This is a genomic window from Limosilactobacillus gastricus PS3 (genome assembly GCF_000247775.1).
Lineage (GTDB): Bacteria > Bacillota > Bacilli > Lactobacillales > Lactobacillaceae > Limosilactobacillus > Limosilactobacillus gastricus_A.
In genome coordinates this window covers 21,748-33,848 of sequence record NZ_AICN01000049.1, presented here as the reverse complement: position 1 = coordinate 33,848, position 12,101 = coordinate 21,748, and the positions used below count along the sequence as shown (strand labels likewise).

At 41.8% G+C, this 12,101-nt stretch carries 8 protein-coding genes; 7 read left to right on the top strand and 1 reads right to left on the bottom strand.

Annotation, left to right across the window (positions count from 1 at the left end):
• Positions 1–7: 7 nt before the first annotated feature.
• The 4 genes from smc (at position 8) to asd (ending at position 6,518) form a co-directional block, all read left to right on the top strand.
• Positions 8–3,574, top strand: a complete 3,567-nt coding sequence (gene smc, locus PS3_RS05690; protein ID WP_007122322.1) for a chromosome segregation protein SMC — start codon at positions 8–10, stop codon at positions 3,572–3,574.
• A gap of 10 nt (positions 3,575–3,584) precedes the next feature.
• Positions 3,585–4,901, top strand: coding sequence for a signal recognition particle-docking protein FtsY (ftsY, locus tag PS3_RS05685; protein WP_007122321.1), 1,317 nt, complete (start codon positions 3,585–3,587; stop codon positions 4,899–4,901).
• 16 nt (positions 4,902–4,917) lie between these two features.
• Entirely contained in the window at positions 4,918–5,259 is a 342-nt protein-coding gene (locus PS3_RS05680; protein WP_007122320.1) for a putative DNA-binding protein, read from the top strand.
• A gap of 158 nt (positions 5,260–5,417) precedes the next feature.
• Entirely contained in the window at positions 5,418–6,518 is a 1,101-nt protein-coding gene (gene asd, locus PS3_RS05675) for an aspartate-semialdehyde dehydrogenase (RefSeq protein WP_040468319.1), read from the top strand.
• A gap of 58 nt (positions 6,519–6,576) precedes the next feature.
• On the opposite strand, the gene PS3_RS05670 is transcribed toward asd, so the two are convergent.
• Positions 6,577–7,677 carry an iron-containing alcohol dehydrogenase family protein gene (locus PS3_RS05670; RefSeq protein ID WP_235719992.1) on the bottom strand — a complete coding sequence of 367 codons (1,101 nt, stop codon included), beginning with the start codon at positions 7,675–7,677 and terminating at the stop codon, positions 6,577–6,579.
• 140 nt (positions 7,678–7,817) lie between these two features.
• Here PS3_RS05670 and PS3_RS05665 point away from each other — a divergent pair, with 140 nt between their 5' ends.
• The 3 genes from PS3_RS05665 (at position 7,818) to brnQ (ending at position 12,044) form a co-directional block, all read left to right on the top strand.
• Entirely contained in the window at positions 7,818–8,741 is a 924-nt protein-coding gene (locus tag PS3_RS05665) for an AEC family transporter (protein ID WP_007122318.1), read from the top strand.
• Positions 8,742–8,812: 71 nt separating this feature from the next.
• Positions 8,813–10,264 carry a signal recognition particle protein gene (ffh, locus tag PS3_RS05660; protein WP_007122317.1) on the top strand — a complete coding sequence of 484 codons (1,452 nt, stop codon included), beginning with the start codon at positions 8,813–8,815 and terminating at the stop codon, positions 10,262–10,264.
• A gap of 409 nt (positions 10,265–10,673) precedes the next feature.
• Entirely contained in the window at positions 10,674–12,044 is a 1,371-nt protein-coding gene (brnQ, locus tag PS3_RS05655) for a branched-chain amino acid transport system II carrier protein (RefSeq protein WP_007122316.1), read from the top strand.
• Positions 12,045–12,101: the final 57 nt, after the last annotated feature.

Below are 12,101 nucleotides of genomic sequence, written 5' to 3'. Positions count from 1 at the left end.
TAACGCGATGCGATTATTATCTTTAGAGATTGAAGGGTTTAAATCCTTCGCGCAGAAAACAAAAATTGAATTCCAGCCGGGCATGAATGGGATTATCGGTCCTAATGGGAGTGGTAAAAGTAATATTATTGAAGCCATTCGTTGGGTAATGGGGGAGCAATTCGCGAAAACCTTACGGGGTGACAAGATGGCGGATGTAATTTTTAATGGTTCGACTGATCGTAAACCCTTGAATCGGGCCCAGGTTAAGATCACCTTTGATAATAGTGATCATTATCTCCAAAGTGAATTCACGGAATTAACCGTGACCCGTCGTTTATACCGGAATGGGGATAGTGAATATCTGATTAATGACCACGCGGTACGCTTAAAAGATATTGTGGAATTATTTATGGACTCAGGCATTGGCCGTGAGTCTTTTTCCATTATTTCCCAAGGCCGCGTGGCCGAAATATTCAATGGTAAACCGAGTGATCGTCGGACAGTGATTGAAGATGTGGCGGGGGTTTCGAAATATAAACAGAATAAGCAGGTGGCTGAAAAACGTTTGGCCGAAACCAATGACAATCTAAATCGGGTTAATGATATTATTACTGAAATTATGGATCGCTTAGAGCCTTTAGCTGAACAAAGTGCGTTAGCCCAGGATTACTTGGAACAAAAAACGCGCTTAGACCTTTTAGACCGGACCCAAACAGTGCGGTCAATTTTGACTAAACGCCAGCAATTGGGGACCGTACAAGATCAATTAGCCCATGCTAAAGCAACATCAGATCAATACGAAACGGAAACTAAAAGTGCGAATGAACATTTATTAGTTCTACGTGAAACTTATCAACGCCAATTAAAGGCCAAGGATGAACATCAACAACAGGTTCTTTCACTAACGGAATTAATTGCCAAGTTGAATGGGGAACAATCCTTATCTTCAGTCCGACAAGAACAACGCGCACAAGAGATTGGACGTCTTCAAACGGCGATTCAGTCATTAAAAGAACAGCTTGCAGTTTTACAAAAGAAGTTAGGTCAAGATCGGGAGACTATTACCAAGCAAAGTCAGCAGTTAGCCAGTGATCAAGCCGCCTTAAAAGCAGCTCAATCCTTGAGTGCAAGGGAACAAGTGGCTCAATTAGAGGAGCAAGTTGAAACAAAACGATCGCAATTAGTTGATTTAATGCAAGAGCAAACCTCCGTACAAAATCAACAGCAATACTTAAAACGGAATCATCAACGTGATAGTGATCAACAGGCGCAAGCAGATACAGATTTAAAAAATTTACAAGAGCAATATGAAGAAGCTAATCAAAAAGCCCAAGCTCAACACCAACAAGTGGCGGCTAGCCAAGCAAAATTAGATCGAATTAGTGCTAAATTACAAGCGGAACAGGCCCAAGCGCAAACCATTCAGCAACGCTATGAACAAATTTCTCAGCAATGGTATCAAGCTCTTGGTGAAGTAAAATCAGCTCAAAATCGAATTCAAGGATTCCGGTCCATGGCGGCTGATTATACTGGCTATTACCAAGGGGTTCAGTATGTTTTAAAAAATCGGCAACGCTTCACTGGACTTTTTGGTTCCGTGAGTGAATTAATTCAGGTGGCGCCTCAATATACCATGGCGATCGAAACGGTTCTGGGTAGCCAATTACAACAATTAGTGGTTGATACCCAAATTACCGGGAAAGCAATTATTAACTTCTTAGTTCAACAACGAGCTGGTCGGGTGACGATCCTACCAATGGATAATTTACGACCTAGTTGGACGCCTAATAGTTTACAACGAGTCCAAACTTTACCAGGTTTTATTGGCCAGGCCAGTGAATTAATTCAATATCAAGACCAATATAAGGGAGTTGTGGCCCACCTATTATCGACGACGGTCGTGGCTGACAACTTAGACCATGCAACAACGATTGCTCGAGCTGGGCAACACCAACTGCGGGTAGTGACCCTTGATGGTCAATTAATCAATGCGAGTGGGGCGATGACGGGGGGAGCTAACCGGCGGCAACGGACTGGTTTACTTCAACAAAAGGAGCAGTTAGCACAACTTGAAACGGCCTTGAAAAAAACGCAGGCCAACGCTAGCGAATTGGAACATCAGGTCCAAAATATCCAAACCGCCCGTGAACAAAACCAAGCTGTGCTAACCAAGCTTCAAGAAGAGCAAGGTCAATTGCAAAATGCGCATCAAACTCTAGTTACCGAATCGCAAGTGAGTGCTAATGAGTTGACCAGCTTGAAACGTCAATTAACAAGTTTAGAATTCACAGTCAACCAACAAAATAGCCAAAGTCAAAATTATCAAAGCCAGCTTGATCAATTAGACCGTGACTATGCGCGACTTAGTCAAGAGATTGCAGATCATCAAACAGCCATTCAACAAATGAAGGATCAGATTAATGATCTGCAGCAAAATGCTAATAGCCAAGCAGAACGGATCCAAGAGTTGATGCAAAAGACGGCAGTTGGCCAGGAACGCTTGAATCAATTGAAAAGTCAGCAAAATGCTGATCAAGTCCAATTGGCCGATTATGAACAAAGTCAAGCTGATTATCAACACCAGTTGGATCAATTAGAATCATCAGTTCAAGCACAAGCCGATGAAGTCGAAAATAGCCAAGCGGCATTACAAAAAGCGACAGTGGAATTAACAGACCAACAAGCTCTAGTTGAAAAATTATCAACGGAAACTGATGCGATGGCTGAGCAAATTGAGAACGAAACGACTCAATTAGATCGGCTGCAAGGTTTACAACGGGTGGCAATGAATGAATTATCAACCTTAAGTGGTCAACAAGCTAAACTAGAAGCCCAAATTGACCAAGGTTTAAATCGATTAAGCGAACGCTATAGTATGTCCTTAACCGATGCTCAGACCGACTTAAGTGAATTAGATGATGATGAATTAGCTCGTCAGATCAAGTTATTAAATCGTGGAATTGCTGAATTAGGAGAAGTTAATACGGCATCGATTGCGGAATATGAAGAAGTGAAGACGCGCTATGATTTCTTAGCTGGTCAACAGGCGGATCTATTGGAATCACGGGCGCAATTAGATGCCACCATGAGTGAAATGGATCGGGAAGTGGCTACGCGGTTTATAAAAACTTTTGAAGAAGTTTCGACAGCCTTTTCCGCTACTTTTAAACAGATTTTTGCCGGTGGGAGTGCGAAGCTAGTATTAACTGATCCGGATGCCCCTTTGACAACTGGGGTTGATATTATTGCGCAACCGCCTGGAAAGCGTAATCAAAACCTCAGTCTTTTGTCGGGTGGGGAACAGGCTTTGACGGCCATTACCCTTTTATTTGCGATTATCCAAGTGCGTCCAGTCCCGTTTGCTATTTTAGATGAGCCAGAAGCCGCCTTGGATGCGGTCAATGTAGACCGGTTTGCTAATTATTTAAGTCATTTTGGCGATGATGGTCCACAATTTATTGTCATTACTCACCGTAAAGGGACAATGATGAATGCCAACATTTTATATGGGGTCACCATGCAAGAATCAGGGGTTTCACGGATGGTTGCCGTGGATATTGATGAAACTTTAGGACAACACCAAGCAGAATAGGAGAAAAACGATGGGATTATTCGATATTTTCCGGCGGAAGGCTAAGCCCAGTTCAGAAGCCAGTGAATCAACAGTTGTTAGCGAATCAACAACTGAATCGTTAGTTGAAACAAGTAATAGTCAAACCGAAGCAAGTGTTTCTGAAGCTTCTAGGGTCAACGAAGGTTCCTTAACCACTAGTGAATCGGAAACAATTTTGGCAAGTGAAAGTCAATCGACTAGTTTATCAGAAAATAGTCAAGTTTCGTTAGCGTCAATTAGTGAAAGTGAATTAGCGGCTAGTGAGGTCAGTGAACAATCGCTGGAAGCATCAACGAGCGAATCGGAGTCAACTGAACCTGCTACTTCTGAAACGCCAAACGAAACAGTGGAAGAAACGGACACAGCGACGACCGAAGAAAAATACGATCAAGGACTAAAAAAGTCGCGGTCAGGATTTGGGGAACGGTTGAACCGCTTTTTGGCCCGATTCCGGTCAGTCGATGAAGACTTCTTTGATGATCTTGAAGAATTAATGATTGAGTCAGATGTAGGATATGAAATGGCCGTCCGATTAAGTGGCGAACTACGCGAAGAAGTAAAACTACAAAATGCTAAATCAACTCAAGAAGTTTCCAATGTCATTATCGAAAAAATGGTGGAGCTATACGAAGAAGCCGGCGCCAATGAAGATGATTCAATTCATTTAGCCGAACAAGGCCCGACGGTTATCATGTTTGTCGGGGTCAACGGTGCCGGAAAAACGACGACGATCGGGAAGTTAGCTGCTCGGTATAAACAAGCAGGACAAAAGGTCTTATTAGCTGCCGCTGATACCTTCCGGGCGGGAGCCACCGAGCAATTAGAAGTATGGGCCCAACGTGATGGTGTCGATATTGTGACGGGGCCAGAAAATAGCGATCCAGCAGCCGTTGTGTTTGATGCGGTCAAAAAGGCTAAGGATGATCATTATGACATTTTATTTGTTGATACCGCAGGACGGCTACAAAATAAAGTTAATTTGATGAACGAATTAGCCAAAATGAAACGGATTTTAACTCGGGAAATTCCAAGCGCTCCCCATGAAGTGCTTTTGGTTCTTGACGCGACGACTGGTCAAAACGCCCTTAACCAAGCCAAACTTTTTAAAGAAAGTACGGATGTGACCGGGATTGTTTTAACTAAGTTAGATGGGACGGCCCGTGGGGGGATCGTCTTAGCTATCCGGAATGAACTACACTTGCCAGTTAAATTTGTGGGCTTAGGTGAAAAGGTCACGGATTTAGAAAAATTTGATGCAAGTGACTTTGTCTACGGATTGTTCAAAGGCTTGGTTAACGTCCAATAAGGGGAGGTTAAGGCTAATGGAATTGGAAAAAAATGAGCGGGTTAATGCCTTGTTTGCTTTTTATCAGCCATTATTGACAAGTAAGCAAAACGATTACTTGCAACTCTACTATGCAGACGATTATTCCCTTGGTGAGATTGCTGAAGAATTCCAAGTTTCGCGGCAGGCGGTTTATGATAATATTCGTCGCACCGAACGAATCCTAGAAGATTACGAGCAAAAATTGCACTTGTTTAGCAATTTTCAATTGCGCAATCAACAAGCTGACCAGATCCAGACATACATTAAGGAGCATTATCCTGATGATCAAAATTTAAATCAGCTAGTAGCGGGACTAGAAAATCTCGAAGCTGAATAACGGAACACCATAGCCGGTTGTTCCGTTTTTTATTCGGGAATTAAGGCAAAAATAAATTTGTGAAGCAAAAAATTACCATTTTCCTGCGTAATTTAGGAAAATAGGCTATAATAAAAACATATCTTAATTAAATTTTAATTGTTTAAAGGAGTTTCGAGATGAGCGAAAAGTATAAGGTCGGTATCCTAGGGGCAACTGGGATGGTCGGACAACGTTTTATTTCCTTATTGGCTGATCACCCATGGTTTGAAGTTGTTTTAGTGGCTGCGAGTGGGCGAAACAAAGGAAAAACTTATGCTGAAGCAGTTGATGGTCGGTGGAAAATGGAAACGCCAATTCCCGATCGAATTGCTAACATGGTCTTAGAAGAAGTGAGTGATGTTGAGACGATTGCGCCGCAAGTTGATTTTGTTTTTTGTGCGGTCAATATGCCCAAAGATGTCATTCGCGATATCGAAGAACAATATGCCAAGGCGGAAACACCAGTGGTTTCAAATAATAGTGCTCACCGTTGGACACCTGATGTTCCAATGGTAGTTCCCGAAATCAATCCAGATCACTATGACGTTATTAAGTATCAAAAGGAACGATTAGGGACTACGAATGGATTTGTGGCAGTTAAGCCAAATTGTTCTATCCAAAGTTATACTCCCGCTTTGACCGCTTGGTTAAAGTTTGAACCAACGGAAGTAATTGTTTCGACCTATCAAGCAATTTCGGGGGCGGGGAAGAACTTTGCGGAATGGCCAGAAATGAATGGGAATATTATTCCTTACATTGCAGGTGAAGAAGCCAAGTCGGAAAAAGAGCCGCTTCAAGTATGGGGGCATGTGGATCCAGCTACCAAGTCAATTGTGAATAAGGAAGGGATCAAGATCACGAGTCAATGTATCCGGGTACCAATTCTTTATGGCCACACGGCAACGGTCTTTGTTAACTTTAAGCAAAATCCAACTAAGGAAGAATTAGTTCAGGCCCTACGTGATTACCAAGGTTTCCCACAAGAAGCCGAACTACCAAGTGCGCCTAAGCAATTTATTCAATATCTAGAAGATGATGATCGTCCACAAGTGCAAAAGGATGTAAACTTTGAGCATGGGATGGGAGTTTCCATTGGGCGTCTACGTGAGGATTCGATTTTTGATTGGAAGTTTGTTGGCCTTTCGCACAACACTTTACGTGGAGCTGCTGGCGGTGGTGTATTATCTGCCGAAGCCTTAGTTAAGAAAGGCTATTTAAAGAAAAAGAGTGAACTTTAGAAAAAAGAAGCTGTGAAGAAAGTTATGTTTCTTCCAGCTTCTTTTATCGTAGATTTAATTAATTAGCTTTGGTTAATTCTTCCACCCGGGTGATGGCATGATGAACCGCTGCGGGTGAAATATCGGTGGCTGGTAACAGGTGTAATTGCGTATTTGGTGCGGTAATATCAGCTACTAATTGATCCAACTCAGCATCAGTTGCATCGCCAAAGTCAAGATCAGCTAAATTAGTTGGCAAGCCGATTTGACGATAAAACGGTAACAGATCCTTTAAGTCGTCTTCTTGGTTTTCGAGCGCCAGCATTACAAAGATACCATAAGCTACTTTAGCTCCATGGAGGTGATTATGAGTTCTTGGAAAAGCGGTTAGGGCGTCACAAACGGGGTGAGCAGCGGTAGCCCGGGCATAAGCATCTCCCCAGCCTCCAACGGTTCCTGCGGTAACGATGATTGTTTCGGCTACTTGGCGCCAATTCTCGTTATAGTTGCCTTTTTTCATATCTTCAACGGCTTGTACTCCGTATTTTAGTAAAATTTCTTGGCACTGTTTTGCCATCCTTTGCGAGATAATCAGGGCATCGGTAAATTCTTCTGGTTTCAGATGCTCAAAAACCCGTTCCGATTCATAAAATTTGGCTAGGGTATCACCAATTACTGCCACAAAATAGTCAAGGGGTGAATTGAAGATTACCTTGGGATTAACCAAGAGCAATTCACTCGTTCTTAAATAAATTTTATGGTCAATATGTTCATGATTTTCTCTGTAATGAACACTCAGGGCAGACCAGGCGGCACAATTGCTAGCCAGAGTTGGTAACATGATTTGAGCTAACTTAGTGCCATTTGCTACGCTCTTAGCGGTATCTAAACATTTACCGCCGCCTAAAGCCATAATGGCGTCAGCTTTGGAATCAGCACAAATTTTTTTAACGCGATCGATTTCTTCATAAGAGCATTCGCCATTAAAGGGCACGTCAATGACTGAAACATCAGCTGGCCATTTTGGTAAGAAGGATTTAGCAACCGCATAGCCTTTTTCACCATGTAAAAAGACGACGGTCTTGAGACCTAGTTCATGGAAATAATCTGGTAAAACTTGATAGGCTGTTTCATCAGAAATATAACGTTGCGGACCACTTTGCGAAAACATCAAAGCCATAGTAAACACTCCCAAAATTTAGATTGGGTATAGTATAAGCAAGGTTCTTAAATAAGATCAATAGTTAAATTAAAAAAAGATTAAAATATTCAAAGAATAATTAGTATAATAGACTTAGTTTAAAGGTCGGAGGAAAGATTATGTCGATTAGCCAACTAGCCAATCAAATTATGGTTTTATTCTTATTGATGTTCCTAGGTGCTTTAATTCGTGCCCTAGGCTTTTTTAAGGTGACAACAATTAGTGAAATGACCAATATGTTACTCTACTTTGCTAGTCCAATCGTAATCTTTAATTCTTTTCAAAAAGATTTTTCTCTGAATCGACTCCATATTCTTGGCTTAGTTTTGGTAGCAGTCATCTTTTCATATATCGTGATGATTGTGGTTGCTAAACTAATTTTTCAGCGCGTCCAAGATCCTAATTTGCGTCGAATTGCCCGTTATGGAAGTGTCTATTGTAATAATGGGTTTATGGGGATTCCCTTAGCCTTAGCCTTGTTTGGAAATAACGGAGTCTTTTATGGCGTAGCCTCGATGGCCGGTTTTAATTTGTTTTCGTGGACGCAGGGTGTTGGCATGTTTCGTCAGCAACAACCTAGTTTTCACGAGCAACTGAAACAAATTTTTAAAAACCCTAATATTATCGCGATTATTTTAGGTTTGTTAGCCTTTGTCTTTTCTTTGAAGATGCCAACGATGATTTCAACTTTTATGGGGGATATTAGTTCGGCCTATGGACCAATGTCGATGATTGTGATCGGCTGTAATCTCGTCGGTTTAAACTGGCGTGATTTAAAATTACCTAGATCAATGTGGATAACTTTGCTCTTACGTAATTTGATTTTCCCGATAATTACTATTTTGATTTTACGATTACTCGGAGTTACTGGGGTAGCTCTGTATACAACGGTCATTTTAAGCGCCTGTCCAGTAGCGGGCGTGGTCGTTTTGTTTACATTACAGGCTAAAGATGATACTAAGCCCGCCGTGGTTTTAATGAGTATCTCGACCTTATTAAGTTTAATTACAATCCCGATTTGCTTCGCCCTCACGATGCTTTAGTAAATCACGACAGCTAAGGACTTTTATGGTAAAATTTATTTTTAGAAAATAAATAAAGGGGCAATAAATTAATGGCATTTGAAGGTTTAACGGAACGTCTTCAAAAGACAATGGAAAAACTACGGCGGAAACCGAAAGTTACGGACGCCGACTTGCGTGAAACGATGCGCGAAATCCGCTTGGCCCTATTGGAAGCGGATGTTAACTTTACGGTTGTTAAGAATTTTGTAAAAACAGTTCAAGAACAAGCAGTTGGGACGGAAGTTTTAAAGGGATTAAATCCAGCCCAACAGATTGTTAAAATTGTTAATGAAGAATTAACTAAGATGATGGGGGAAACCGCCGTTCCCCTTAATAAGTCAGATCATATTCCGACCGTGATCATGATGGTTGGGTTACAGGGGGCCGGGAAAACTACCACGGCTGGGAAACTGGCTTTACGACTCAAAAATGAAGAAAAAGCGCGGCCAATGTTTATTGCGGCCGATATTTACCGGCCAGCCGCCATTACGCAATTAAAACAAGTGGCTGATTCTATTGATGTGCCAGTTTTTGACCTGGGGACTGACGTTGATCCCGTAGAAATCGTCCGCCAAGGGATGGAAGTAGCTAAGGAACACCACAATGATTATGTCATTATTGATACAGCGGGTCGCTTACAAATTGACGAAGCCTTAATGGATGAATTAGCTAATATTAAAGCGTTAGCTCATCCAGATGAAATCTTGTTGGTTGTAGATGCCATGACGGGTCAAAACGCCGTTAATACTGCAGAAGGTTTTGACGAAAAGCTAGATATTACCGGGGTTGTTTTAACCAAGTTAGATGGTGATACCCGGGGTGGGGCGGCAATGTCCATTCGGGCCGTAACCGGGAAACCAATTAAGTTTGTCGGTGAAGGGGAAAAGATGGAAAACTTAGATGTTTTCTATCCCGATCGGATGTCATCTCGAATTCTCGGGATGGGAGATATGCTGACCCTGATTGAAAAAGCGCAAAAGAACTTTGACGAAGAACAAGCCGCTGAAACGATGCGGAAGATGCAAGAAAATAATTTTGATTATAATGATTTCTTGGATCAAATGGATCAAGTTTCGAAGATGGGGCCGCTCGAAGATTTAATTAAGATGATGCCTGGGATGGCAAACAATCCGGCCTTAAAAAACATTAATATCGATCCTAAACAATTTTTGCATATTAAGGCGATCATTCAATCTATGACTCCGGAAGAGCGTGAGAATCCTGATTTAATGAATCCTAGTCGACGGCGACGGTTAGCAGCCGGATCCGGTCGACCAATCGTCGAAGTCAATCGAATGATTAAGCAATTCGATCAAATGCGGAAGATGATGAAACAAGTGACCAATGGGAACTTGAACGGGATGGAAAACATGATGGGCGGCCTCGGAAATATGCCAGGGATGCCAGGGGGAAAACTTGGTAAGATGGCGATGAATCGGATGGCTCGTCAAATGAAAAAGAATAAGAAAAAGCGACTCAAGAAAAATAAAAAGCGTAAATAATTAAAAAATTCTAATTTTTATCTTGACGAATGATGACAGACCCAGTATATTAATACACAAGTTAATCAACGAAGAAAACACGTTGATCAGGAGAGTAGAATTAGTGACCGGATACAGCGACCTCGGCATAGTGTGAGCGAGGATCAGTTACTAAGACGAAAGTAGCCTGTGAGTGGTCGATGCAACGTCAGGAGTGTCGAACGGGTGCGCCCGTAATCGCGCCAGCGTATTCAGTGATGAGCACGTGGTAAGGTAATGCTAGTAATATCATTACAAACAAGGGTGGTAACACGCGGTAGCGTCCCTTCCAGATCGGTTTCTGGGAGGGACGCTTTTTTCGTTGATTAACTTAGGACTTAGCTAAGCCTTTTTCTAACAACACTAAGTTGATTCAAAAAGGAGTCGAATTATGAAAACGTCACAATTAAATTGGAAGAAATATTTGTTATTAGGATCATTAATTTTCGGCATGTTTTTCGGCGCAGGAAATTTAATCTTTCCGATTCATTTAGGACAATTAGCCGGGAGTCACTGGTTGAGTGCAGCAATTGGATTTATCTTTTCTGGGGTGTTGCTCCCCTTAATGGCTTTATTAGCAATCAGTATTACTCGTTCGGAGGGGATCTATGACCTGGCCTTACCAAACGGGAAGTGGTTCGCCTTAATTTTCTTAATTTTAGTTCATGCCACTTTAGGACCGTTATTCGCAACTCCGCGGACGGCCACCGTGCCATTTTCAATCGGGATTGCACCGCACTTAGCAAAATCTTTGGCGGGGCCAGGATTGTTCATCTATTCTGCCATCTTCTTTGGGATTGTTTACTTTTTCTCCACCCGCGAAGGGAATATTACTACGATTATTGGGAAGATTTTAAATCCGCTGTTTTTACTCTTGTTATTTGTTATTTTCTTATTAGCTTTCATCAGCCCACTAGGTTCTGCTACCACCACCACCGCCACTAGTGCTTATCTCACGAGTTCCTTCACGAACGGTTTTTTGGAAGGGTACAATACCATGGATTGTTTGGCTGCCTTGGCCTTTGGGATTACTGTTATTACGGCAATTAAAAATTATGGTTTAAGCCGGCAACGTGATATTTCTTTAGCAACGGCAAAAAGTGGTTCGATTGGGATTTTAGGAATTGCCTTAATTTACCTGGCTTTGATCTTTTTAGGGGCGACGAGTCTTCATCATTTCACCCTTGCTGAAAACGGAGGGACGACCTTAGCGCAAATTGCACATTACTACTTAGGAACTGCGGGAGATGCCATTTTAGCAACTTTGGCAACCGTAACTTGTATGACGACAGCCATGGGATTAGTAATCGCCTTTTCCCAAGATTTCCATAAGCGCTTCCCTAGAATCTCTTATAAGGCCTTCTTACGCTTTAACTGTGGCTTGTCATTTTTAATTGCTAATCTTGGTTTAGATCAGATTATTGCTTGGTCAACCCCAATGCTGATGTTCTTGTATCCTTTAGCAATTGCCTTGATTATTCTGGCCATCTTTTCACCTTTCTTTAAGAACGATCCAATGATTTATCGGATCACCATGGCCTTCACTTTAATTCCAGCCATTTTTGATATGATCAATTCAGCCCCAGAAATTATTCGTAATACTGGCTTTGCCCAAGCAATGATTAATTTTGCGAGTCACTATTTCCCATTCTTTAGTTTAGGTTTTGGTTGGCTGACTTTTGGAATTGCTGGATTGATAATTGGGCTTTTAACCCATATCTTCAAAACCCGGCAGGCTTTACCATCGCTTGAAAATGATTAAAAAATACGCCCCATCGATATTAGGAATTCACGTTGGTCCGTTTTAGACCTGCAGCCG

What these genes read in the sequence shown, in the direction of transcription:
- smc (WP_007122322.1), top strand. Translation starts at nt 8, where the DNA reads ATGCGATTATTATCTTTAGAGATTGAAGGGTTTAAATCCTTCGCGCAG.
- ftsY (WP_007122321.1), top strand. Translation starts at nt 3,585, where the DNA reads ATGGGATTATTCGATATTTTCCGGCGGAAGGCTAAGCCCAGTTCAGAA.
- PS3_RS05680 (WP_007122320.1), top strand. Translation starts at nt 4,918, where the DNA reads ATGGAATTGGAAAAAAATGAGCGGGTTAATGCCTTGTTTGCTTTTTAT.
- asd (WP_040468319.1), top strand. Translation starts at nt 5,418, where the DNA reads ATGAGCGAAAAGTATAAGGTCGGTATCCTAGGGGCAACTGGGATGGTC.
- PS3_RS05670 (WP_235719992.1), bottom strand. Translation starts at nt 7,677, where the DNA reads ATGGCTTTGATGTTTTCGCAAAGTGGTCCGCAACGTTATATTTCTGAT.
- PS3_RS05665 (WP_007122318.1), top strand. Translation starts at nt 7,818, where the DNA reads ATGTCGATTAGCCAACTAGCCAATCAAATTATGGTTTTATTCTTATTG.
- ffh (WP_007122317.1), top strand. Translation starts at nt 8,813, where the DNA reads ATGGCATTTGAAGGTTTAACGGAACGTCTTCAAAAGACAATGGAAAAA.
- brnQ (WP_007122316.1), top strand. Translation starts at nt 10,674, where the DNA reads ATGAAAACGTCACAATTAAATTGGAAGAAATATTTGTTATTAGGATCA.